Source organism: Mycobacterium sp. IS-1590 (assembly GCF_001500025.1).
GTDB lineage: Bacteria > Actinomycetota > Actinomycetes > Mycobacteriales > Mycobacteriaceae > Mycobacterium.
The window spans coordinates 170,682-194,764 of record NZ_LQIW01000045.1; the positions used below are offsets into that span (position 1 = coordinate 170,682).

A 24,083-nucleotide genomic window follows, 5' to 3' on the forward strand; every position below is an offset into this window, starting at 1 on the left:
GAAAGCATCACACCCCTGCAGACAGGCACATCCACTGCGAGGCGTGGGCTCAGCCCCTGATCAAGCCGACTCTACCCTGCACCGCGACGAGTCGTTCGGAAACGCCTTCTCGGCCGCATACCTGGAAAGCGCTGCAAACCTAGAAAGCGATGACCCCGCGGATGTTGCTCCCGGATCGCAGATCCTTCATCGCCTCGTTGATGTCGTCCAGCTTGTACCGCTGCGTGACCAACTCGTCGAGTTTGAGGTTGCCCGCCTCGTACATCGACAACAGTCTCGGCATGGCCTCGCGAGGGTTCAACTCGCCGTAGAGGACCCCTTTGAGGGTCTTACAGGAACTGACCATGTCAGGCAGACTCAGCGGCACCACCAAGTCGCTGACCTTCGCCATGCCGGTGAGCACACAGGTGCCCCCCTTGCGCAGCAGCATCAGCGCCACCATCACGAGGTCGGCGGGTACCACCCCGGGCGTCAACACGACACGATCGGCCATGGCACCCCAGGTGATCTCCTTGACCAGATCCAGGGCCGCGCCGGCGTCGACGGCGGTGTGCGTGGCGCCGAAGGTCGGTGCGATCTCGCGTTTGAACTCGTTCGGGTCGACGGCGACGATGTGCTTGGCCCCGGCGACTCTCGCGCCCTGCACGGCGTTCATGCCGATACCGCCCACGCCGATGACCACAACGGTGTCGCCGGCCTGGGTGCCTGCTGCCACCGAGCCCGAGCCGAAACCCGTTGTCACACCGCATGAAACCAGCGATGCGGCCTCCAGTGGAATCCAGTCGTGGATCTTGACCAGCGAGCGTTCGGACGCCACCACATACTCGGAGAAGGTGCCGACCTGCATCATGGCCATCAGGTCCTCACCGCCGACGTGACGCCTACAGGTGCCGTCGGTGGTCATGGCCTTGCTGTAGATGTCGGCGCCGACGTCGCACAGGTAGGTGTGGCCGCTGGCGCACCAACGACAGTTGCCGCATGCGGGCAGGAACGAGATCGCCACGTGGTCACCGGGTTTGAGCGTCTTCACTTCGGGCCCGACTTCTTCGACGACGCCCGATCCCTCGTGACCGCCGAGCATCGGGAACCATTCGGGCACCGGCACGCCGGACGCCCGCATCAGTTCCTCCATCTCCGGACTCGGCACGCTGTCGCCGGTGTAGAAGTGCTCGTCGGAATGGCAGATCCCGGCGTAGGCCATCTTGACCAACACCTCGCCGGCGCGGGGCGGGTCCAACTCGACTTCGGTGACTTCCCAGTCGATGCCCACTCCGCGGAGCACGGCTGCTCGAGATTTCATCTACGACTCCTTTGGCCAGCCGACAGTCTTGGTTTCGGTGAAGATTTCGAGGCCTTCGATGCCGCATTGCCGTCCGATGCCGGATTGCTTGTAGCCCCCGAACGGGGCATCCGCGCCGTACCAGAGACCGCCGTTGATCCCGAGGGTCCCGGTACGGATCCGGCCGGCCACCGACTTGGCCCGCTCCAGGTCCTTGGCGAACACCACACCCGACAATCCGTAGATGGAGTCGTTGGCGATCCGCACCGCATCGTCGTCGTCGTCGAATCCGATAACCGACAGGACCGGGCCGAAGATCTCCTCCTGGGCGATCGTCATCCGGTTGTCGACGTCGGCGAAAACCGTTGGCTCGACGAAGAACCCTTTCTCGAGGTGTGCAGGGATGTTGCCGCCGGTGACGACTCGTGCCCCTTCCTGCTTACCCTTCTCGATGTAGCCCATCACCCGGTCCTGCTGGCGTTTCGACACCTGGGGGCCTTGCAGCACGGAGGGGTCGGTGGGATCACCGTACTTGTTCTTCTCCATGGCGACCTTGACGATCTCGACCGCCTCGGCGTAGCGACTGTTGGGCACCAGCAACCGGGTCGGCATGGCGCAGCCTTGTCCGGCATGCATGGAGATGAACGCGCTGCCGCCGACCGTCGCGCTGATGTCGCCATCGTCGTCGAGTACCAGATACACCGACTTGCCGCCGAGTTCGAGGAATGTCGGCTTGACGGTGTCGGCGGCCGCCTTCATGATGCGTCGCCCGGTCGCCGTCGACCCGGTGAAGGCCACCATGTCGACGAGGGGAGAGGTCGAGAGCACCTCGCCGACCAGATGGTCCGACGAGGTGACGATGTTGATCACTCCCGGCGGAATGTCGGTCTGCTCGGCGATGATCCGGCCGATGCGGGTGGCGTTCCAGGGCGTATCGGGTGCGGGCTTGAGCACCATCGTGTTGCCCATCGCCAGGATCGGCCCGATCTTGTTGAGGATGATCTCGATTGGAAAGTTCCACGGCGTGACGACGCCGACGACCCCGACGGGTTCCTTCCACACTTCGCGCGCGGCGAGGGTGCCCATGCCGAAGGCGTCCTTGTCGGGAAGCGTTCGTTTCCAGGGGAACTCGGCGATCATATCGGCCGGCCAACTCAAGGCCTCTTTGAGCGGGACGTCGAGTTGCGGTCCGAAGGTGCTCAGCAGTGGGCAGCCCGCCTCGGCGATGAGCTCGCTGCGGATCTCCTCGCGTTCGGCCTCCAGCGCCGCCTGCAGCTGACGCAGTCCCGCGGCCCTGGCTTCACCGTCTCGCGACCAGTCGCTGTGGTCGAAGGCGTGGCGGGCGGCCGCCACCGCCCGTTCCATGTCGGCGCGGGTGCCGTCGGCGGTGCCCCCGAGAACCTCCTCGGTCGCGGGGTTGATGTTGTCGAACTGCCGGCCTGTTTCGGATTCGACGAGCTTGCCGTCGATGAGCATGCGCGATTCGTGTGTCACCAGGTGTCCTTCACCACTGTCGAAGTTCGGCCACGGCGCCCGACGGTCTGGGAGCCAATGTCAGGTATGGGATGAAACTGCTTTTCCCGCAACGAAGTACGTTGTGCACGACGTCAACGAGGTGATCGGCCTCGACGAGGCCGCCCTGCATGTAACCGTTGTCCATCCAGAACCGGATGGCGTTCTCGAGCGCCTGCGGGTCCCAGGTCTTGTTGAACTCGGTCTGGGAGTCTCCTTCTCCGCCGAAGCAGTCGCCGACGGCCAGGCGGGTGAAGCCGATGTTCGGGTGTTCGATGCGCCAGGCCTCGACCAATTTGTCCAATGCCGCCTTCGATACGGCGTAGGCACCCAGCAGGGGCCATGGGGCGGAGTAAGAAGCGCTGAGCGATGAGAGGTACACCGCCGCACCACCGTTGGCCGCCAGATGCGGTGCCGCCGCCGCGGTGATGAGCGAAGCGCCGGTGACGTTGGTGGCGAAAAGATTTGCCCACTGCTCGGCCGTCACCTCGGTCAGCGGCGCGAGGACGCCGACGCCGGTGGTGTAGACGAGCGCGTCGAGACCGCCGAATTCTTCGACGACGGCTGTCATGGCGCGGTGACAGGCGTCCGCGTCGGTGACGTCACACGCGACGGCCACCGCACCGCCGCCCGCCTCCTCGGCGGCGTTCTCGAGGCGGTCACGACGCCGCGCGAGGAACGCGACCCGGGCGCCCGCCTTTGCGAGCCCGATACCGATGCAGCGGCCGAGACCCGCAGACGCTCCGACTACGGCGACTCGCAGCGATAGCGCATCTGACATCAGATCTCCTTGAGACGAGGGCGAAGCAACATTATCAGTCCAGTAGAAGAACGATAATCAAAAATGGAAACGCTCATTTCCATACGGTAGGCGATCACGCCGAGACGCGAATCAACCACTACTACCGCCTGACCACCTTGCGTGGCTCCGTCGCGGAGCTGAGCAGAAGCCGGTCGAGAATACGTGCCGCACGACCGCGGGCTCGGCCGGGGCTTTTCGCGTGTGCCACCAGAAGCGCGCCCTCCTCGAGCGATGCGACGAGCATGTGCGTGAGCTCGGCAACGGGTAGGTCGTCGATGCTGCCTTCGGCGATGGCATTGCCCACCATCTCGTTGATCAACGCGATGCTGTTGTCCTCCTGGATCGCGCGCAGTGTCCGCCAGCCCAAGACGACGGGCCCGTCGACCAACATGATGCGCTGCACCTCGGGCTCGAGTGCTGACTCGAGAAAGCCGTGAAGGCCCGCGCAGAGCCGCTCCCAGGAGTCCGCGCCGCGCGGCGGTGAGGACAGTGAGCGCAATGTGAGGTCTCGCTCGACCTCCTCGAACACCGCCCGGAAGAGCTCGGCCTTGTCCTTGAAGTGGTGATAGAAGGCGCCGCGGGTGCCGACGCCCGAGGTCGTGACCAAGTCGCCGATGCTGGTGTTGAAGTAGCCCTTGTCCACGAACAGGATGCGTCCCGCATCGATGAGATTCCGACGGGTTTGATCGCCGCGAGCGCGTCGCTCGGAGTCCGTGCCGCCACGCTTGGCCATGCCGAGCATGCTAGCAACATTCACGGTGTAGGTTAGCGTCACCGGACAACCTGCATGTTGTATGTTGCTGACTGTGGCAGACGAAGGTGTTCGCGCGTACGGTTCGGTCGCCCCGCTGAAAGTCGGCCTGCTCAACGACTATCCGACGAGGTCCAGCACCGAGGACGACACGCTGGACACACTGCGGCTGGTGTTCGACGAAGCGGTCTCCGCCGGCCTCGTCGACCGGCCGATCGAGGTGGTGCGCCGCGACGTCATCGGTCTGCCCAACGGCACGTACCACGCCGTCGAACGCGGTTACGACGAGCTGGTCGCCGAAGGCTGCCTGGTGATCTTCGGCCCCTACGTCTCCGACAACGCGGTGCCGCTGTCCGCGCACGCGAACCGGGTGGCCAAGGTCCCCAATCTCATCCTGTCGGGATCCGAGGAGGCGCTGGGGGAGTGGACGTTCGCACTCAACAACGGGTCGATGCCCGAGGAGCCGGTCATGCTCGCCGCGGTGATGCTCGGCGACCACAGGTCGCGCATCGCCATCGCGTATGAGGCCTCTCTCATCGGCAAGGAGTATCTGGCGTTCGCCGAGAAGGCCTATTCCGCGGCGGGATTGAAGGTCGTGGCCACAGCGGCCATCCCGCAGGTGGAAGCGGACAAGGCGGCGGTGGTCGCCGAACTGCGGGCGGCCGGTCCCGATGCCCTTGTGCACGTCGGGTTCGGCCACGGGCTGTGGGGCTTCTCGGACGCCTTGGAAAGCGCCGGCTGGGATCCGCCGCGCTACACCACGACGGCGTTCGAGATGGCGCACATCAACGCCGAGTGGATGCGTCATCTGCGCGGTTGGATCGGTCTTGACAGTTACGACGAGCGCAACGACGTCGGACAGGGGTTCCTCGACCGATTCGAGGCGCGTTACGGCCGCCGACCGGAGCACTCGATGCCGGGCCTGTGCCACGACGTCGCGACCGTGATCGCCCGGGGACTGGCGGCGGCGAGGCCGTTGACCGGCGAAGGGGTCAGACACGGAATCGAGCAGGTCAAGCTCGTGCCGTCGGCGAGCGGAGCCCCGGGGACGTTCCTCCGGTTCGGCCGTTACATCAGGCAGGGCTGGCTGGGCTCCGATTACCTGATCGCGCGGCGGGTGCTAGCGGATGGAAGCGGACACGTGTTCCACGCGGCGCCGAGCGACAACATCTCGCGCGCGGTCGGTGTCCGCCGAGACTGAGCTTGTGCACGAAGATGATGCGAATGTTCCTGCAGAAGTTCAGTTTCGGCGTTGGCTTTCCAGCTGGATCGCACCGAACACCGGCGCCGTGACGATCCCTGGCGGCTGGGCCCTCACGTAGGGGATCGCCCGGACGGCGCCCATCGCGATCATCAGATGCCCCGGTTGCGCGTGCTGTCCGCTGGGCACCTGACCGTCCCAGCCGACGTCGAGCGCGAGCTCGAAACTCGGTTCGCCTTTGATGACGGCGCGGATCAACGGCGCCTTCTCTCCGGGGGCCAGCGGCTTCAGCCCCCACTGGGGGAGATCGCGCGTGAGCACCCATTCCTCGTGAATCGCCAGCAAGGGGCGGCCTGACCAGTGTCCGACCCAGGAGAACCGTTGGCCGACGACCGTTCCCGCTTCGATGGTGCCCGCCAGCACCTCGAGGTCGTGCGGAAGCGTGGTGGCGTCGACGGACACCTCGACGTGCGAGAGCGTGACGCCGAGAACGTCGGCGGTGGCGTTGAGCGCCTGGCGGTACGCCATGTCGAGCTTCTTGATGATCGGCGAGTCCACGCTGACGTCCTCGGGCGGTCTGCCCATGCCCATGAGATCGACGAGCATGGGCCGGCTGTCGACCGCCGAGACATCGGTCGCTTCGTAGAGATCGATTCGATCGATCGACTTGCTCAGTCCCGTCACGGTCGCCACCAGCCGTTCGAACATGAAGCCCGGGTTCTCGCCCGCGGCGTGGAAGCGGGACTGTCCGGCCCGGGATGCTTCGACGAATGCGGCCTCGGTCTCGGCGCCGTAGGTGGGCAGGTGGTTGTAGGACGTGGTCGTGATGACGTCGGTGCCCGCCGCGAGCAGTCGGCAGATGTCGTCGGCGTTGGTGTCAACGGCATGGGCCTTGCTGGCGGCATGGATGACGACGTCGGCGCCGAGCCCGAAGATCTCGTCCTTGTCGGTGGTGGCGAGCACGCCCGTCGTCGGCGGCAGACCGCACAGCGCACCGGCATCCAGCCCCTCCTTGGCCGGGTCGTACACCAGCACGCCGACCAATTGAAAATCAGGGTTCTCAATAAGCTCGGACAGGGCAGCGCGACCGACAGCGCCCGTGGCCCATTGGACGACTCGAGTTACCAATCGAACGCTCCCGGTGTGCTTTTCGCTGAGCCAACTGTTTGACCTCGGCCAAACGTACATGATGGAGGCGGGCAACCACCAGGGTGTATGTTGATAGCGGCCGATCCGCAGTAAGGAGTCGTCGCATGTTCGAGCCGGCGAGCGTCGAGGATCTCGAGCAGAGCATCCGAGACGCTCAAGACAAATTCAATGCGGGCATGGGCGCCGACGGGGACGCCACCCCGTACGCCCTCCTCAAGGAGTTGCGGGCCCAGGCACCGGTACATGCCGGGTGGCCCGAGATGGGCATGATCGGCAATTCGGGGGAGGGCCCGCCGACCTTCACGGCCTACACATTCGACACGGTCAAGGCGATCTTCACCGACAACATCACCTTCAGCACCCGCTGCTACGAAGACGTCGTGCGGCCACTGCAGGGCCCCACCATCCTCGAGATGCAGGACCCCGAACACGCGATCTACCGCAAGCTGCACGAATTCGCCTTCGCCCGCTCATCGATGAAGCGGTGGGACACCGAACTCGTCGGCCCGCTGGTCGACCGAACAATCGCGAAGATCAAGGACGCCAAGCGTGCCGATCTCGTCGACGCGGTGTTCATGCCGATTCCAGTGCGGGTGATCGCCGCCTTACTGGGCCTTCCCGATTCCGACGTCCTGCACTTCCACCGACTGGCGATCGACCTACTGGGCTTCCGCGGCGACATGGACTGCGCGATGCGGGCATCGGCGAAGATGAAGGAGTATTTCGTCGGGATCCTCGCCGACCGGCGCAGAAAGCCCAAGAACGACATGGTGTCCATCCTCGCGGCCGCAGAGGTCAACGGCGTGAAGATGTCCGACGAGCAGATCTACGGTTTCATGCGCAACCTGCTGCCCGCGGGCGCCGAGACCACGTCCCGCTCGACCGCCAGCCTGGCCTTCGCCTTGCTGACTCACCCCGACCAGCTCGATGCGGTGCGCGCCGACCGCAGCCTGCTGCCGCAGGCCATCGAGGAAGGCATCCGCTGGGAAACCCCCCTGCTCAACTTCATGCGCGAGGTCACCCGCGACACCGAGATCGGCGGAGTTCGCGTACCCGAGGGCGCGACCATGATGCTCAGTCTCGGCAGCGCGAACCACGACGAAACGCGATGGAAGGAACCGGAGAAATTCGACATCTTCCGGGAACGCAAGCCGCACATCGGGTTCGCGCACGGAGCCCACGTCTGCCTGGGCATGCATCTGGCTCGGCTCGAGACCACGAAGATCTTCAACGCCTTGTTCGACGAATTACCCGGGCTCCGACTCGATCCCGACGCGCCCGCGCCCTACATCACCGGGACGATGTTCCGCTCGCCCCCTCGCCTCGACGTCGTGTGGGATTGAGGTAGCGACGTATGACGCGCGTGATTCAGTGGGCGACCGGAGTGACGGGAATGATGGCGCTTCGCCACATCCTCGGCAGGCCCGATCTCACGGTCGTCGGTGTTCGTGTCTACGATCCGGCAAAAGCCGGTCTCGACGCGGGCGCGTTGTGCGGCATCGGCGAGGCCGGGGTGGTCACCAGCGACGACCGCGACGCCATCATCGCCACCGATGCCGACGTGGTGCTCTACATGGGCAAGGTCGAGACCGACACCCCGGGCTGCTTCGCCGACGTCTGCGACCTGCTCGCCTCGGGTAAGAACGTGGTCGCCACGGGCAGCAGGTTCATCCATCCGCGCTCACTGCACGAATCACTGGCCAACGACATCGAAAATGCCTGTGAGACAGGCAGATCATCGTTCCTCGGGGTGGGCCTGTACCCGGGCTTCTTCGGTGAGTCGATCGCACCCCTCCTGTCGCGGCTCACCCAGCAGACGAACCGGATCAGCGTCCGCGAAGTGCTCAACTACTCCACCTACGCCAGTCACGACCTCATCTTCAACGCCATGGGTTTCGGGCACGCCCCCGACGACACAACCCCACTGCTCGCCAACGCCGAGTACGCGGCGAGCGCGTGGATCGGTAGCGCGACGGTACTTGCTCAGGCGCTCGGCCTGCGGATCCGTGCGGTCGAGGGCTTCCGTGAGGTCGTGACGACGCCGCGCGCGCTGAGCGTCGCCGCGGGCGAGATCCCCTCGGGCACCGTCGGTGCCATGCGGTTCGGCGTGGTCGTCGACTGCGGCGAGACCACGATATCGGTCGAGCATCTCACCCGCATGGCTGACGATCTGGCCCCGCACTGGCCGAACGAGATTGGATACGAGCTCGCCTTCGAAGGTGAGCCGAACATGCGAATACACCTCGAAATCGGCGCTCCCGGTGAAGACCACGCCGAACAGGGCTGCTTGGCCACCGCAATGCACGCGATCAACGCCATACCCACGGTCGTGGCGGCTGAGCCGGGGCTGTACGACCTGTCGGGCGTCGCGCCGTTCGTCGCGCACTGGACCAATCGCAGCGGCTAGCTGACACCGAGCGACGTCAGGGCTTGTTTCCGAATCCCGTGTAGCTGCGAATGAGGGGCAGGTCCGCCATCGTCGCGAAACCCGCCGGGGCCGCGCAGACCGCCGGGATGGCATTGACGACCTGCATCGCCACCGTGATGAGGCCGGCGCGGACGTGCTCCTCAATTGAAGCCTCGCGCGAGAAGCTGGCCAGCGGAAAGAAGTGTGTGCGCATTGAGGGATCGCCCTCGATGGTCAGTGTCCAGCCATCGAGGGGTTGTGGCCAGTGGTCGGGATACTCGCCGCCGACGGTCCAGAGCGTTTCGAATTCGATGAGCGGTTCACCGTGGCGGTGGCCGACGAAGTTCCAGCGCTGTCCGGCCGTGCTGCCCTGCCGCACTACGTGGTCGAAGATCTGGAGGTCCTTGCTCGCCGGCACCGTTTCCAGAGTCACCGAGACGTCGTCGATGTCCGCGTTCAGGCTGTCGGAAATGAACCAGGTCTGCTCGACGAACAGCTTTGTCAAGAAACTCAGGTAGTCGTTGGCGGTAGGGGTCACCTCATCGACCGGTCGGCCGAACCACATTCCATCGAAGGTGATTTCGGTGCTTTCCCATAGCGTCCAATCGGCTCTCTCCTGGAGCGTCAGGCGCTCGATCGTGCGACTCATGCCCGACAGCGCCAGCGGCAGCACGCCAGACAGGTTGCCCGGGTTGAGCCCACTGCCGTGGATGGTGCTGTTGCCCTTCTCGCATGCCCTCAGGACCTTGTCCCGGTCGGCCTCGGGAATTCGCCGCGGGTGGAACAGAAATGACGGCGTCGCCACGTTCTTTCCGCTCTCGAGTAGCGCACAGACATCGTCGAGGTCGGTGAAAGACGGTGCGTACAAGACGAGGTCGGCGTCCAACGCGAGGATCGCGGCCACATCGGTGGTGGCCGCGACGCCGATCGGGGCTCTGTTGACAAGCGTCCCGACGTCGACCCCGTTCTTGGCGGCGGAATACACGCGGGCTCCGACCAACTCGAGGTCGGGGCGGTGATCGAGGATGGTGGTGATCATCTCGGAGCCGACGGCGCCGGTGGCCCACTGAATTATCCGCAATGGGCGGCTGTCGGCGGTCATAGAGCGGCCCCCTTCGAAACCGTCACAGTGCGACAGTACACCGGTGATAACGTAGGTTCTCACAATCGATAAATGAAATTCTCGACAGGAGCGTGCCATGGACGATGTGCTGAGGTACCGGGGCAAGTCGGTGGTCGTCACCGGTGCGGCGTCGGGCATGGGCCGGGCGACCGCGCAAATCCTCGTCGATCTCGGTGCGACGGTCACCGCCCTGGACATCAAACCGACGACCGTTCCCGTCGCCCGCGCGCTCCAGATCGACCTCCGTGACCAGAAGAGCATCGAAGAAATCGCGGCGTCCATCCACGGCCCCGTCGACGGGCTCTTCAGCTGTGCGGGGCTGCCCGGTCCGCCGTTCAGCGAATGGGACACGATTCTGGTCAACTTCGTCGGGGCACGTCACCTGGCCGAGCAGCTCGTGCCGAAGATGCCCGAAGGGTCGGCCATCAGCGTGATCTCATCGTCGGCCGCAATCGGCTGGCAGGACCACATCAAGGTCATCACAGGCCTGCTCGAAACCAAGGGGTTCGAGGCCGCCGTCGAATGGCTGACCGCCAACGAAAAGCTGTGGTCGTGGAGCGGCTATGCCTACTCGAAGTACATCATCGATGCGTGGGTGGGCTGGTGGTATCCCGAACTCGGCCGCCGCGGCATCCGCATCAACTGCATCAACCCCGGCCCCACCGAGACGGCGATGATGCCGGCCTTCCAGGACCTGATGGGCAAGGAGACGGTCGATCAGGCGGTAGGACCGATCGGACGCTATTCGACTGCCGAGGAACAGGCCTGGCCGCTGGTCTGTCTCGGCAGCCCGCGGTTCAGTTATGTCGGCGGCGAGGTGCTGTGGACCGACGGCGGTTGGAACGGTGCCATGACGATGGGCCGACACCAGGCGCAGTGGGCCGACACGGCCGCCGCAGAGATGTCGAAGAACAGCTGAGCGCCCTGATGGAGCCCAGGCGCCGAATCCAAATACCCTGACTGGCAACGTCTATCGGCCGGCGCTCAGGCGGGGGGCCAGGTGCACGATGTCGCTCACGACCGTGGGGTTGGCGCGGGACATGGCGATCAACGACAGCATGGCGTTGGCCACGTCGTTGACGGCGGACATCTTCGCCGGAATCTGACCCTCCTGTGCCCAGGCCCGGTAAAGATCGGCCAGTAGGTCCCGGTCCGCCCCGCGGAGGATCTCGGTGCCCTCCGTAGGGCCGACGCTGACACGGATGACGGCCAGTTCCGGATGCTCGGCCCGCCATGATCGCAGGATCTCGTCGAGCGCGGCCTTGCTGGCGTGGTAGGCCGCGACGCCCGCGCGTGGCCTACCGACATCGTGACTGGACGCAACGAGCACGACCGCGTCGTCGGCAAGGTGGGGCAGCGCTGCACGCAGCGCATGCGATGCGCCTACCGCGTTGACGGCGTAGGCGTGCAGCCACGTCGTGACGTCGGTCTCCTCGATCAACGCGAACGGCACCACGGCGCTGGTGAACACCACCGCGTCGAGCTGGCCGAGCGTCGTGGCCACCTCGTCGACGACCCGCTCGATCGCGCGTGGATCGGAGACGTCGAGCTCGTGCGCGGAACCGTCGAGCTCTTCTGCCAACCCGGACAGGAGCTCGACCCGTCTGGCCGCGAGCGCGACACGGGCGCCCCTGGTGCGAGCCGCCCGCGCAAGCGCGTGACCGATGCCCGAGGATGCGCCGATCACGAGCATCCGCGCGCCCTCGATATTGGAGTGTCGATCGCTCATGCCGTGCTTCTCCTACCTGACTTGAGTTTCCGCGTCCGCGGATTTGATGATCGAGCGGATCGTTCGTCGGCACCTGCCACAGTCCGATCCGGCACCGCACGCGTCGGACACCTGCCGCGACGTCCTGGCGCCTGAGGCGACGGCATCGGCGACCGCCTCGATCGTTATGCCGAGACACAGGCACACATACATCAGTGCAGATCCGTTCCGGCGGTCTCGGCCAGTCGCATTGCGTGGACGAACCGTCCGACGAAGACCGGCGGATAGGCGCCGACGCCGGCGGAGGTCAGCCACTCCGAAGCGATGTCGGAGTCCGCAACCCACTGCAACGCGGTACGGGCCGTCGCAAGCTGATGAAGGAAGAGCACTTCGCGAGGGGTGTCGAAGGCGCGGTACACGAGTGTTCGGCGAATCCCTGAACGGGCGAAGTCGGCGAGTGATTCGCGCACGTGAGCCATGAAGACCTCGACGTTCTGGACCCGGGTGACGGCGGCAACCACCACCTCGGTACCCGGCTCGGGGGGCTCGCCGAGGTCGAATCGTTCGACGACTTCGCCGGCGAAGACGGCGGGAAGGTCGTCGATGCCGACCGCGTCGAACCAGTCGAAGAAGTACGGGGAGCGGAGGAGGTCGAGCAGCGGCCGCTCGGTTCGGATCCCGATGACGACCAGGACCTTCCCGGGGTCGACCACCGACTCGTACACGAACGCATAGCGCGCGCCGAGATCGCGAAGACTTTCTTCGTGCTGCGCGAGCACCGGTCCCACGCGCTCGGATTCGGCGATCCGGAACTCGACGGCGAAGATGAAGCTGCGTACGGCGGCTGGAGCCATTGCCGCCTCCTTCGATCCCGTTCTAAGCAGGTGCACCCACGTCACGCGATGCGAGAATTCATATTCTCATACGGGCGTTTGCGGCGGTAGGCGGCACTGACGCGGGCGCTCGGCGATGCCCACCGGGAGGCCGGGCCGGGAGAAATCCGCCAAAACGACGACCGGTAACGCCTATTCTCACGGTGTGACCTACAGGGTGAAGGTTGAGCCGTACTACGACCCGTTCGACTTCGACATCGACGACGATCCCTACCCCGTATGGAAAAGGCTGCGCGACGAAGCGCCGCTCTACCGCAACGACAAATACGGTTTCTACGCGCTGAGCAGGCACACCGACGTCGCCCGAGAGCTGGCCAACTGGCAGGATTACCGCTCGGGCAAAGGCACCACCATCGACATCATCCTCAACGGTGTCGAGGTACCGCCAGGCATCATCCTGTTCGAGGACCCTCCGATCCACGACTTTCATCGCCGCTTGTTGTCGGGTGTGTTCACGCCCCGGCGCATGGCTGCTATCGAACCGTTGGCGCGAGAGTTCTGCCGGCGCGCCTTGGAGCCACTCGAGAACGCCGAGACGTTCGACTTCATCGCCGACCTCGGAGCATGGATGCCGATGCGCACCATCGGATATCTGCTGGGCATACCGGAGGACAAGCAGATCGCCATCCGTCAGAACACCGACCGGCTTCTCGAACTCAAAGACGGCGAACTGGTCGATGCGGCCGACGACATGCTGACGCGACAAGGCTCGATGCTGGAGGAGTTCATCGATTGGCGTTACGACCACCCATCAGACGATCTGATGACCGAACTGGTCAACGCCGAGATCGAGGAACGTGACGGTGGCCGCAGGCGGTTGACTCGCGGAGAGGTGTTGACCTACGCCGGAACACTCGTCGGCGCAGGAAACGAAACGACGACGCGGCTGATCGGCTTTGCCGGCCAACTGCTTTCCGACCACCCCGACCAACGGCGTGAATTAGCAGAAGATTTCAGTCTCATCCCCGCGGCGATCGAAGAGGTGCTGCGCTACGAGGCGCCATCGCCTGTGCAGGCACGACATGTCGCTCGTGATGTCGAATTCTATGGTCAGACAGTCGCCGAGGGCTCGGTGATGCTGCTGATCAACGGTTCGGCGAACCGGGACGAGCGACAGTACCCGGACGCGGACCGGTTCGACATCCACCGGCAGGCCTCGCATTTGTCATTCGGTCGCGGTATTCACTTCTGCCTCGGCGCCGCGCTCGCGCGGATGCAAGCGCGGGTCGCGCTCGAGGAGGTGCTGAAGCGATGGCCCGACTGGGAGGTCGATTACGCTGCGGCCAAACGCGCTCACACCTCCAGCGTCAGAGGGTGGTCCACGCTTCCCGCGGCGGTGTGAGGTGACCAATACCGTTGATCGGACGCCGAACTCCGCTTCGGCAGAACCGGCCGAAGCGCACTTCTCCCCGTGGCCCGCCAGGATCGGGTGGTCGCTGTTCTTCATCGCATACCTGGCGTTCGCCATCGTGACCATCGCGAACATTCAGACAGGTCTGCACGGGGACCCGAAGAAAGCGAACCCGAATCCCGGCCCCGACCCGTATCCGCCGTTCCTCGGCTTCGACAACTGGCCGCTGGCCGTCTCCATCAGCTCGATCCCGTTGGCGATCGGTCTGATCGCCGTCCTGGTGTGGTTGTCGTGGCGGCAGCAAAAGGTGCACTGGGCGGTCATCATCGCGTTCGCCGGCCTGATCACCGGAGCGCTGGATCCACTGGCGAACTGGGCGACGTTCGCGATATTCGATCCGCGCATGTTGCACTTCCCGCTGTCCTGGCCGTACGTGAACATCTCACCGAATCTGGAACCGGCGCTGGCGTTCCTGGGCGGCTACGCCGCTTACTATCTGCTGAATGGTCTGGGGTTCTTGAAGCTGCACGACAGGCTCCTGGATCCGCTGATACGCCGCATCGGCTGGTTGGCGCCGCGCAGACTGCTGCGGGTGTTCATCGGTGCGACGATCATCGCCGTCCCGATCAACGGGCTCATCCAGTTCACCTGGATGAGAGCCGGGATTTTCTACTACACAGAGGCGGTCGGGCCGGTGCTGCACATCGGACACATTCACTTTCCCCTGATCATGGCGGTGTACGACGCCCCGATCTTCGCCATGGTCGCCGTGATGTGCGTGCGGGACGAGAGTGGCGAACTGGTGTTGATCAACCGCCTCGCGCGCTGGATGCCGGCGAGGCGGGGGCGTCCGAAGGTGACGCTGACTCGGCAGTTGTTGGTGTCTGTGACGGTGGGCCTGGTGTCGTTCGCTGTGCCGCTGGCCGTGCTGTCCGGGCTGCGGGAGGCAGGTCTGTCGCGGCCTTCCTTCGATCAGAACCCCTATCCGAATGTGAACCTCTACGACCCATACGGTCATCTCGAGGAAGCCGGCAAGCCGGGACCGTTCTACCGCTGACTGACCTGTCCCAGGTCAGTCCCACGATGACGAGAACTGTTGCCCTGCAGGGGCGAGGAGGGAGAGAACCGTGACCGACTGTCGTCGCTATCGAGTCGTCCACGTCGGCACCGGACTGACCGGCAGGGAGGCGTTGCGCGCGGTCATCGAGGACCCGTCGCTCGATCTCGTCGGGGTGAAGGTGTCGACACCGCAGAAGGCCGGGATGGACGCGGGAGAACTGTGCGGTGCACCAGCTGTCGGAGTTCGTGCGACCGATGATCTCTCAGCTGTTCTCGCGCTGAAACCCGACTGCGTGACGTATTGCGCGACCGCCGTCCGACGCGAAGAAGAGGCGATCGCGGATATCGCCACGTACCTCAGAGCCGGGGTCAATGTGGTGACGTTCTCCCTGATCCCGATGATCTATCCCCCGGCCGCACCCGCGCGATGGAGAGATGACCTCGAAAGGGCGGCCGCTGAGGGTAATTCAACGTTCTACGCCACCGGTAGCGAGCCGGGGTTCATCAGCCTGAACATCCCCACGGCTCTGCTGGCAGGAGCGGGTCGAGTCGACTCGTACCGGATGGACGAATACGCGGTCGACCTCGACAAGGCATACCCGATATGGGACGTCCTCCATGAGTCGATGGGATTCGGTAAGCCCGACGGCCACGTGCCGGTTCGAATCGCCTCTGGAAAGGTCGACAAGGACTGGAGCACGGTGGTGACCTACATCGCCGACATCCTCGGCTTCGAACTCGACGGGATAGAGCTGGATTGGGAGACCCTGCTCGCGCCGACGGAGCTTCCGACCGCGCTCGGTGTCATCCCCGAGGGAACGATCTGTGCGCACCGGTGGCAACTCGCCGGCATCGTCAGAGGCCGCCCTGCTGTCGCGGTTCAATACTTCGCGACGGTCAGCAGCACACCGTGGCCCGATCGTTGGCCCAAGCCGGCACGCGAAGGCCAAGGCGGAATGGTGTTCCGCGTCAACGGCAATCCCAACATGAGCCTCGAACTGCACCTCGAGCAATCGAGCGACGACCGGGTGAATCCCGGTGTCGTGGCGACGGCGCTCGCGGCGGTGAACGCCATCCCGAGCGTTGTCGGAGCCCCACCGGGCGTGATCTCCAGCCCCCTGTCGGGGCCGTCGGTGGTCACCCGGCAGTCCAGCGCTTAGCTGCCGGTCACGCCGACGTCCACCGGAATGGCGGCAGCCGTGACGAATCTCGCCTCGTCGGATGCCAACCACGCGACCGCACTGGCGATGTCCTCGGCCGTGGTGATCGCGTCCGGCAGGAGTTGCTTTGCGAAGCCGGGACGCAGCGCCGGATTCGACTTCGCCGCCTCGGCCATCGCCTCGATCATCCGACCGCTTCCCATCGGCGTCGCCACCGAGCCGGGGTGCAGGCTGTTCACTCGGATGTGGTACTTGCCGAGTTCGCCGGCGAACGAACGGGCCAGCGCCGTCACGGCGTGCTTACTGGCCGTGTAGGCAATCATGAACGGCTCCACGGTGAGGCCGGCCGCCGACCCGACGAGGATGATGGAGCCACCCCGCCCGCCGGCGATGATGTGCTTGGCTCCTGCCATCACCGTGTTCCAGGTGCCGACGATGTTGATGTCGATGGTGTCCCGGAAGTCACGCGGCGACACCTGATCCCACACGGCAGGCACACAGATGCCCGCGTTGGCAACGATGACATCGAGCCGCCCAAGCTCGGCGACCGCGTTGTCGACGGCAGTACAGAGGCCGTCGTGGTCTCGGGTGTCGACGACCGCCGTCACCGACCGCCGGCCATTGGCTTCCACCATCTCCGCCGTCTCGGCCAGATCCTCAGGCGTGGCGGAATCGTAGGGGACACTCGGTGGTAGCGGGCCGGCGATGTCAACGAGAATGACGTCGGCACCATCGGCGCTGAGCCTTTCGGCATGAGCGCGTCCCTGTCCGCGGGCCGCCCCGGTGATGAGCGCGACCTTGTCGGTCATGTCGGGCACACGCGCACGCTACCGCACCTGAGAATTCGGATTAACGGTTTTGGAGAGCGTCCGTTGCGTAAGTGATAGCTTCTCCGATCATGGGTGTGCTCGACGGTCAGACGGCGTTCGTTCTCGGTGCATCTGCGGGTATCGCTCAGGCTTCAGCCAGACTGCTGGCGATCGACGGCGCGACACTGTACCTACTCGGGCGATCCATGAAACGGCTGGAAGCGACGCGTGACCGAATCCACGAAGCCGCGCCGGATGCGGAGATTGTGCTGCACAAGGGGGATCCCGAAGACGAGGACACCGTGAAAGCAGCGGCACAGTCCGCCCACGATGTCCACGGCCGGTTGAACATCGTCATCGGCACGGTGGCCAGCGGCGGCACCGGGCCGCTCATCGAACAGGACCTCGACACCTTCACGAATTTCGTGATGGGCAACCTGCGCTCGAACTTCCTGGCGCTGCGCTATTCGGCACCGCTGATGACGGCCGGCGGTTCGATCGTGTTCATCTCGTCGACATCCGCCAAGATTCCGATGGAGGGGCTGGGGCACTACTCGGCGGGCAAGGCCGCGCTCGAGATGTTCATCCGCGTCGCCGCCTCAGAACTGGGCCCGCGCGGCATCCGAGTCAATGCGGTGCGTCCGGGCTTGACAGAAGCGGCCACCACTCAGGGCTACATCCACCTCGAAGAGCTGACGAGCAGCTTCCTGGAGCGGGTTCCGCTGGGCAGGCTCGGTGTCTCCGACGACATCGCTCCCGGCGTGCGCTATCTGGCCGGACCCGAGTCCGGCTGGATGACGGGGCAGAGCTTCGCAATCGACGGAGGAAACGAGGTGCGGGGCGCTCCCCGCGGACCGATGTTCACCGTCTAACCGAAGTCCAACGCATTGCGGGGCGCCGTGATCGGCAGATCCAGCGACGTGGCGATTCCCGGCGCCGCGTCGACGACATAGGGGATGGCGTTGACGACCCGCATGGCCGTCGCCTCCATCGCGTTGGCGTTGGCCGACTCTGGCGTGTCCTCGGTACCGAGGTTCAGGTCGCACCGGATGTGGGGTTGGCCATCGATGATGAGCCGGTAGGTGCCGTTGGGCGCCGAGGCCCACTCGGGTGCCAGGTCGGGCGCCATCCGATTGATGTGCTCGATCGTGATCACGGGGTGGCCGTCGACGACGCCGGTGGTCTTTGCGCGCACCGCGCCGCAGGTCCCCGCGGGAATGGTTCCACACGCGACATGCAGATCTCGCGGGGTGAGCACCCGCTCGTAGGACTCGGTGACCTTCTCGAGCTCCACACCAAGGGCTTTGGCCACCAACCCGATCGGCGGTCCCCAGGCGAACTGCTGGGCACCGTCGAGTTCGAGGAGCGGCGTGAAATCGAGCGGCTTGCCGAAGCCCATGGCGTCGATCATGAGGTCCCGGTTGGGGTATGCCGAGTAGTCGAAGATCTCCTGCGCCCTTATGGACCGGATGGTGTTCGACAGCGTGCTCAGCAGCACCGCGAGCTGGTCGCCGGCGAAGCCGGGTTCGATACCCGACGTGTAGATCGTGACTCCTCCGGACAAGGCGGCCGCACGGACTTGATCGGCCAACTGCGGGATCCATCTGTCGGGGAACATCATTCCCGGGGTATTGGTGGTCACCACGTTGAGCCCGGCATTGAGCAGACGGACGTAGTCGCGCACCGCGGCGGCGTCCATCTCCGGGCTGGCCGCGCCGTAGACCACGCAATCGGGCTTGGCTGCGATGATGTCGTCGAGGCTGCCGGTCGTGATCAGACCGATCGGGCCCAGTCCGATGATCTCGCCGGCGTCGCGCCCGACCTTCTCGGCGCTGTGTACCCACACCCCGACCAGGTCCAGGTGCGGCCGTCGAACGATCGCGCGGATCGACAGGCTGCTGATCCAACCGGTGGATATGACGGCGACTCGTAATGGCTTGTCAGTCACGGATTGAGCTCCTTCGGTATCCCAGGGCGGGGATCGGGGAGGTGGACCGGTTCCAATGCCTCGTCGCGAATGTACCGGAGCGAGAATGCAAGTTTCCGGAAACGGAAAACCCTCTTCGCGAGAGCTATGGGCTCACCTGTCGGCCAGGAGATCACCGAGCTGCTTGGCGAGGTCCGACTTCTTGACCTTGCCGGTGGCGGTGAACGGCAGCGCCTCTTTGTCTGTGACCCAGATGAACTTCGGCACTTTGTATGCCGACAGCTGGCTGCGGAGGTCTGCCCGCAGAGCCTCGGCATCCAGCTGCGCGTCGCCGCGCGGCACCACCGCCGCGGCCACGATCGTTCCGTTGCGGCCATCCTCGGCACCGACGACATAGGCCTCGAGAACGCCGTCGCACCCGGACAGGGCCGACTCCACTTCTCCCGGTGTGACGTTGGTGCCGCCACTGGTTTTGATCAGGTCGCCCAACCGCCCGGTGAACGTGATCCAGCCATCGTCGTACTGGACTCCGCAGTCGCCGGTTCGGTAGTAGCCGTCGGGCGTGAACACGTCCTCCCGCTCCCGCTTGTACAGCCGCTGCATGAGCGAGTAGCCACGCACCCAGATCTCGCCGTCGCGGCCCGGGGGCACGGGGTCTCCCGTCTCTGGGTCGACGAGAACATGCGACAACCCTTCGATCGAGTATCCGCCCGTCACCGAGCGATCGGCCGGCTGCGGTGGATACGGGTCGACGCCGATGTGGTTGCCGCAGAGTTCGGTCATCCCCAGCGCATTGGGGCCCTCGGGCCGGCGTTCGGGGGGCACCATGGCGGGCATGCTGGTGCGCTGCACCGAGCTGAGGTCGCGCCGCGCGAAGTCCGGGTGCTCGGCCAGCGACTTGCCTTGCTGCGGCCAGCCCAGCGTGATGGTCGCGCGATGACGTTCGATCAACTCGAGCGCCTCGGCGGCGTCGAACGCGGGCTGGGTCACCAGCGTCGCACCGTGATGGATCACCGCATGGATGCCGGTGATCAGGCCACCGACCCAGAAGAACGGCATCGCCGTGAACATCACCGTGGTGTTCGTGACGCCGTAGTCGAACGTCAGGTTGTACGTGTGGCGCACCAACGTACCGTGGGTGTGCACAGGGCCTTTCGGGTCTCCGGTGCTGCCCGAGGTGTAGATGATCATCGCGTCGTCGGCAGGCGTCACGCACGACTCGACCTCCGCCAAGAAGTCGGCGCCGTATCGCTCATCCGCGCTGACCGGCAGCGTCGTCGCCCACGAGCGGTCGCTGCGTCCCCACACCACGATCGTGCGCAGATACGGTGCGCCCGACACGGCCAGTCTGCCGGGAACGCTCTGGTCGGCGAGGCCCGGCAGCGCCTCTTCGAGGCGGTCGAGGAAACTGTGGCCACGGAAATCCGACAGGGCGAGGATTGCACGCAGATCGGCGTGACGAGCGGTCCACGCCAGCTCAGCCGCTTTGTAGAAGGTGTTCAACGGCACCGCAACCGCGCCGATCCGGGTCGTTGCGAACCAGGCGACAGCCCAGTCGATGCTGTTGGGCATCAGGATGCCGACGTGGTCACCCTTCCCGAAGCCCTCGTCCAGCAGCGTCGTCGCCACGCGAGCCGACCGCTGCTCCAGGTCGGAATAGGTCAACGTCTGACCATCCGCAATGAGAAACGGCTTGTCGCCGAACCGCGCCGCGGACGACCTGACGAGGGTGGGGATCGTTGGCGTAAATGTCGGGAAGGGCACGAGGTGGAATCCTTAGCAATCCTGCGCTCGGACGGGCTGCCTCAACAGGATAGCCATCTTCACCCCAAACGAGAATATCGGTTCTCGCTGGATGTCCCCGGCCATTAGACTCCGGCCATGTCGACGTCCGACCGGGTGGATCGACTCGAGTCCAGCATCGAGATCGCCCAACTGCCCAGCCGCTACGCCATGGCACTCGATGCGCGGGATCTCGACGCGCTGGTGGCGTTGTTCGTCGACGACGTGCACGCCGGGTCGCACGGCGTCGGTAGGGCGGCGCTCAGGCGGTGGTACGACGAGGTGCTGCGGAGGTTCTATCGAAGCATCCACCTGATCTGCGGGCATGCATTCGATTTCGCCGATCCCGACCATGCGACGGGTTCAACGTACTGCCGGGCCGAGCATGAGGACGGCGACGGGTGGTATGTCATCACGATGCGTTACGACGACGTCTACGAACGCCGCGACGGCGCCTGGTACTTCGTCAAGCGACGCGAGCATCCCTGGTACTCCGTCGACGTGACCGAGCGGCCCGGCCCGGAATTCATCCGCTGGCCCAGCGATGTACCGCTGCGCGCACAGATGCCCCACCGCATGCCGACCTGGCGGGCATTCTGGGACAGCGGTGACCCGGCGCTTCCCGAGCGCCTGTCACGGCTGCCGTAGCGCGTGAGCAAGCCCCCACGATAGTGTGATTCTCAAATCTGCAAATGACCGTTAACGCTTGTAGGAGGCCGACATTTCCGTCGATAACGTGCTCAGCGGAGTTCGGGTGCTCGAGGTCGCCGCGTGGACCTTCGTGCCGTCGGCAGGTGCAGTGCTCGCCGAATGGGGTGCCGAGGTCATCAAGGTCGAACCGCGAGACGGCGGGGATCCGCAGCGTGGCCTCGTCACCATGGGAATCGTCGACGAGGGCGGTGGTTCGGTCAACTACATGATCGAGATTCCCAATCGCGGCAAGAAATCGATCGGCGTAGATCTGAGCACGCCGGGAGGTCGGGAAGTGGTGCACGCACTTGCCAAGACCTGCGATGTGTTCCTGACCAGCTATCTGCCGGATCGCCGCCGGAAGTTCGGCATCGACGTCGACGATATCCGGGCCGTCAACCCGAGCATCGTGTACGTGCGGGGATCCGGGCACGGCCCCAAGGGTCCGGACGCGGACAAGCCGGGCTATGACGGCGTCTCCTATTGGGCGCGCGGCGGGATCGCCACCGTGCTGACGGAGGAGGCCGAGGAGCTCGTCCGCTCTCGCCCGGCATTCGGCGACCTCCTCGGCGGCATGACCATCGCAGGCGGCATCGCCGCGGCGCTGTACAAGAAGGCGACGACCGGCGAGGGGTCGGTCGTGGACGTGTCGCTGCTCGGCCTTGCGGCGTGGAACCTCAGCCCCGACGTAGCGGTGAGCCAAATCCACGGCGGCAGCGCGATTCCCAAGTTCAGCCATGCGGATGCACCCAACCCTCTCGTGGGGACGTACCGCACGAAGGACGGACGCTACGTCCAGTTGATGATGCTGCAACTCGACAAGTTCTACGCCGAGGCGATGCGCGTGATCGGGCTTCCGGAATTGATCGACGATCCCCGATTCGCCGATCCCGCGTCACGGTTCGAGAACCGGGTCAGCCTCATCGCCTTGCTCGACGAGGCATTCGCCAAGCGCACCCTGGCCGAGTGGCGCGAAACTCTGGCAGCGCTCTCGGGTGCGTGGGGCATTGTGCAGACCCCGGGTGAGCTCTGCGAGGACCCCGCCATCACGGCCAACGGATATGTCGCCCACACCCAGACCGTCAACGGCGTGCCGTTCGCGCTGCCCACCAATCCCGTTCAGTTCGACGAGCGGTCGGTTACCCCTGATGGTGCGCCCGAACACGGTCAGCACACCGAGGAGATCCTCCTGGACGCCGGGATCGAGTGGGACACCATCGAAGAACTCAAGGAGTCTGGAGCCATTTTGTGAGCGCGACGCCGCATCACGTCGATGGGCGGCGTGTCGAATTCGACCCGTTCTCGCAAGACTTCTTCGACGGCGCGTACGACACCTACCGCCGCCTGCGCAACGAGGCGCCGATCTACTACAGCAGTAAGTGGGACTTCTGGGCGCTGACGCGCTACGACGACGTGGCACCCGCCACGAAGGATCACGAGACCTTCTCGTCGGCGAGGGGCGCCACCCTGGACATGGTCAAGGCGCACGACGACGCCATCCCGGTGCCGAAGGTGATCATCTCGATGGATCCGCCGGAGCACCAGAAGATGCGGCGACTGGTCAGCAATGTGTTCACTCCGCGCGCGATCGCCGCGTTGGAGAACATGGTGCGCGAGAAGGTGTACGAGCGTATCGAGGCCCTGAACCCCGATCATTTCGACGTCGTCGCCGACTTCTCGGCGCTGTTCCCGAACGAGGTCATCACGACCATGCTCGGTGTCCCCGAGGCGGATCGGGACCAGATCCGACGCTGGCTCGATCTCCTACTCGAACGCCGTCCCGGTGAGATAGCGGTTCCCAGAGACGGATACGAGGCCTCAGTGAACACCGGCCTCTACTATTACGACCTCGTGCGACAGCGTCGCGCGGCGCCGCAGGACGACATGATCAGCCGTCTGATCGAGACGGAGATCGAGCGTGACGGCGTGGTCGAGAAGCTCTCCGATGTCGACATCACCGGCTTCGCCACGATGCTCGGAGGAGCGGGCGCCGAAACGGTCACGAAGTTGGTGGGCAACGCGATGGTCGCGTTCGCGGACTTCCCCGATCAGTGGCGAAAGCTGCGCGCGGACCGCAGCAAGATCCCCGCCGCGGTCGAGGAACTACTGCGGTATGAAGCGCCGTCGCAATATCAGGTCCGCACCGCGACGCGCGATGTCACCTACTACGGCACCACGATTCCCAAGGACGCCGCCGTGTTACTGATAACGGGATCGGCCCTGCGCGACGAGCGGATATTCGACGATCCTGACCGGCTCGACATCGACCGGGACCGCAAAATGGGCTTCAACCTCGCCTTCGGTTACGGCATACACAGTTGTCTCGGAGCTGCCCTGGCGCGCATGGAAAGCCGCATCGCGCTCGACGCGCTGCTCGATCTGATCCCCGAGTACGAGGTCGACCGTGACGGTCTTCGGCGCGTGGCGATGTCCAATGTGTGTGGCTATTCCAACGTCCCGGTGCGCCGGACTTCCTGAAA

The 24,083-nt window shown here is 65.0% G+C and carries 23 protein-coding genes; 11 read left to right on the top strand and 12 right to left on the bottom strand.

Annotated elements, in window-relative coordinates; genetic code table 11:
* Nucleotides 1-139: 139 nt before the first annotated feature.
* From AU197_RS20205 to AU197_RS20220, 4 genes are all read right to left on the bottom strand, one after another.
* The gene (locus AU197_RS20205) at nt 140-1,300 is read right to left on the bottom strand and encodes an NDMA-dependent alcohol dehydrogenase (RefSeq protein WP_064404793.1); all 1,161 of its coding nucleotides are present in this window, start codon (nt 1,298-1,300) and stop codon (nt 140-142) included.
* Nucleotides 1,301-2,755, bottom strand: coding sequence for an aldehyde dehydrogenase family protein (locus tag AU197_RS20210; RefSeq protein WP_064405073.1), 1,455 nt, complete (start codon nt 2,753-2,755; stop codon nt 1,301-1,303).
* A gap of 28 nt (nt 2,756-2,783) precedes the next feature.
* Nucleotides 2,784-3,572 carry an SDR family oxidoreductase gene (locus AU197_RS20215; protein ID WP_064404795.1) on the bottom strand — a complete coding sequence of 263 codons (789 nt, stop codon included), beginning with the start codon at nt 3,570-3,572 and terminating at the stop codon, nt 2,784-2,786.
* Nucleotides 3,573-3,693: 121 nt separating this feature from the next.
* Nucleotides 3,694-4,326, bottom strand: a complete 633-nt coding sequence (locus AU197_RS20220) for a TetR/AcrR family transcriptional regulator (protein WP_064405074.1) — start codon at nt 4,324-4,326, stop codon at nt 3,694-3,696.
* Nucleotides 4,327-4,399: 73 nt separating this feature from the next.
* On the opposite strand from AU197_RS20220, the gene AU197_RS20225 reads away from it, so the two are divergent.
* Nucleotides 4,400-5,545, top strand: coding sequence for an ABC transporter substrate-binding protein (locus tag AU197_RS20225; RefSeq protein ID WP_064405077.1), 1,146 nt, complete (start codon nt 4,400-4,402; stop codon nt 5,543-5,545).
* A gap of 39 nt (nt 5,546-5,584) precedes the next feature.
* Here AU197_RS20225 and AU197_RS20230 read toward each other — a convergent pair whose 3' ends face one another.
* Nucleotides 5,585-6,673, bottom strand: a complete 1,089-nt coding sequence (locus tag AU197_RS20230) for an NAD(P)H-dependent amine dehydrogenase family protein (RefSeq protein WP_064404797.1) — start codon at nt 6,671-6,673, stop codon at nt 5,585-5,587.
* Nucleotides 6,674-6,798: 125 nt separating this feature from the next.
* Here AU197_RS20230 and AU197_RS20235 point away from each other — a divergent pair, with 125 nt between their 5' ends.
* Together AU197_RS20235 and AU197_RS20240 are read left to right on the top strand one after the other, a co-directional pair.
* Nucleotides 6,799-8,037, top strand: a complete 1,239-nt coding sequence (locus AU197_RS20235) for a cytochrome P450 (RefSeq protein WP_064404798.1) — start codon at nt 6,799-6,801, stop codon at nt 8,035-8,037.
* Between the two features lie 11 nt (nt 8,038-8,048).
* Entirely contained in the window at nt 8,049-9,101 is a 1,053-nt protein-coding gene (locus AU197_RS20240; protein WP_064404800.1) for an NAD(P)H-dependent amine dehydrogenase family protein, read from the top strand.
* 16 nt (nt 9,102-9,117) lie between these two features.
* Here the strand turns inward: AU197_RS20240 and AU197_RS20245 are convergent, their stop codons facing one another.
* Complete coding sequence (locus AU197_RS20245) at nt 9,118-10,203, bottom strand: NAD(P)H-dependent amine dehydrogenase family protein (RefSeq protein ID WP_064404802.1); 1,086 nt, start codon at nt 10,201-10,203, stop codon at nt 9,118-9,120.
* A gap of 97 nt (nt 10,204-10,300) precedes the next feature.
* Here AU197_RS20245 and AU197_RS20250 point away from each other — a divergent pair, with 97 nt between their 5' ends.
* A complete protein-coding gene (locus tag AU197_RS20250) occupies nt 10,301-11,143 on the top strand; it encodes an SDR family oxidoreductase (RefSeq protein WP_064404804.1) in 843 nt (280 codons plus the stop codon).
* A gap of 51 nt (nt 11,144-11,194) precedes the next feature.
* Here the strand turns inward: AU197_RS20250 and AU197_RS20255 are convergent, their stop codons facing one another.
* The 3 genes from AU197_RS20255 to AU197_RS20260 are packed head-to-tail and all read right to left on the bottom strand — an operon-like array spanning nt 11,195 to nt 12,786.
* Nucleotides 11,195-11,953, bottom strand: coding sequence for an SDR family oxidoreductase (locus tag AU197_RS20255; protein ID WP_064404806.1), 759 nt, complete (start codon nt 11,951-11,953; stop codon nt 11,195-11,197).
* A 12-nt stretch (nt 11,954-11,965) separates the two neighbouring features.
* On the bottom strand, nt 11,966-12,145 hold the full coding sequence (locus AU197_RS26115) for a (2Fe-2S)-binding protein (protein ID WP_082696766.1): 180 nt from the start codon (nt 12,143-12,145) through the stop codon (nt 11,966-11,968).
* Nucleotides 12,145-12,786, bottom strand: coding sequence for a hypothetical protein (locus AU197_RS20260; protein WP_064404808.1), 642 nt, complete (start codon nt 12,784-12,786; stop codon nt 12,145-12,147). Before AU197_RS20260 ends, AU197_RS26115 begins: the two co-directional genes overlap by 1 nt.
* Nucleotides 12,787-12,970: 184 nt before the next feature.
* Here AU197_RS20260 and AU197_RS20265 point away from each other — a divergent pair, with 184 nt between their 5' ends.
* From AU197_RS20265 to AU197_RS20275, 3 genes are all read left to right on the top strand, one after another.
* Nucleotides 12,971-14,167, top strand: coding sequence for a cytochrome P450 (locus AU197_RS20265; protein WP_064404810.1), 1,197 nt, complete (start codon nt 12,971-12,973; stop codon nt 14,165-14,167).
* 1 nt (nt 14,168) lies between these two features.
* Nucleotides 14,169-15,233 (top strand): spirocyclase AveC family protein, encoded by a 1,065-nt coding sequence (locus tag AU197_RS20270; RefSeq protein WP_064404812.1) that lies wholly within the window; start codon nt 14,169-14,171, stop codon nt 15,231-15,233.
* A 205-nt stretch (nt 15,234-15,438) separates the two neighbouring features.
* On the top strand, nt 15,439-16,395 hold the full coding sequence (locus AU197_RS20275) for a hypothetical protein (RefSeq protein ID WP_064405078.1): 957 nt from the start codon (nt 15,439-15,441) through the stop codon (nt 16,393-16,395).
* Here AU197_RS20275 and AU197_RS20280 read toward each other — a convergent pair.
* Nucleotides 16,392-17,204 (bottom strand): mycofactocin-coupled SDR family oxidoreductase, encoded by an 813-nt coding sequence (locus tag AU197_RS20280; RefSeq protein ID WP_064405079.1) that lies wholly within the window; start codon nt 17,202-17,204, stop codon nt 16,392-16,394. The two genes, AU197_RS20275 and AU197_RS20280, sit on opposite strands and share 4 nt — an antisense overlap.
* Before the next feature lie 89 nt (nt 17,205-17,293).
* Here AU197_RS20280 and AU197_RS20285 point away from each other — a divergent pair, with 89 nt between their 5' ends.
* Nucleotides 17,294-18,076 (top strand): SDR family NAD(P)-dependent oxidoreductase, encoded by a 783-nt coding sequence (locus AU197_RS20285; RefSeq protein WP_064404814.1) that lies wholly within the window; start codon nt 17,294-17,296, stop codon nt 18,074-18,076.
* Here AU197_RS20285 and AU197_RS20290 read toward each other — a convergent pair.
* Together AU197_RS20290 and AU197_RS20295 are read right to left on the bottom strand one after the other, a co-directional pair.
* Nucleotides 18,073-19,152 carry an NAD(P)H-dependent amine dehydrogenase family protein gene (locus AU197_RS20290; protein ID WP_064404817.1) on the bottom strand — a complete coding sequence of 360 codons (1,080 nt, stop codon included), beginning with the start codon at nt 19,150-19,152 and terminating at the stop codon, nt 18,073-18,075. The two genes, AU197_RS20285 and AU197_RS20290, sit on opposite strands and share 4 nt — an antisense overlap.
* A 132-nt stretch (nt 19,153-19,284) precedes the next feature.
* Nucleotides 19,285-20,895, bottom strand: a complete 1,611-nt coding sequence (locus AU197_RS20295) for a class I adenylate-forming enzyme family protein (protein ID WP_064404819.1) — start codon at nt 20,893-20,895, stop codon at nt 19,285-19,287.
* A 135-nt stretch (nt 20,896-21,030) separates the two neighbouring features.
* Here AU197_RS20295 and AU197_RS20300 point away from each other — a divergent pair, with 135 nt between their 5' ends.
* From AU197_RS20300 to AU197_RS20310, 3 genes are all read left to right on the top strand, one after another.
* Nucleotides 21,031-21,561 carry a nuclear transport factor 2 family protein gene (locus AU197_RS20300; RefSeq protein ID WP_064405081.1) on the top strand — a complete coding sequence of 177 codons (531 nt, stop codon included), beginning with the start codon at nt 21,031-21,033 and terminating at the stop codon, nt 21,559-21,561.
* 88 nt (nt 21,562-21,649) lie between these two features.
* Nucleotides 21,650-22,855, top strand: a complete 1,206-nt coding sequence (locus AU197_RS20305; protein WP_231745086.1) for a CaiB/BaiF CoA transferase family protein — start codon at nt 21,650-21,652, stop codon at nt 22,853-22,855.
* A complete protein-coding gene (locus tag AU197_RS20310) occupies nt 22,852-24,081 on the top strand; it encodes a cytochrome P450 (RefSeq protein WP_064404822.1) in 1,230 nt (409 codons plus the stop codon). The genes AU197_RS20305 and AU197_RS20310 overlap by 4 nt, the downstream gene beginning before the upstream one ends.
* Nucleotides 24,082-24,083: the final 2 nt, after the last annotated feature.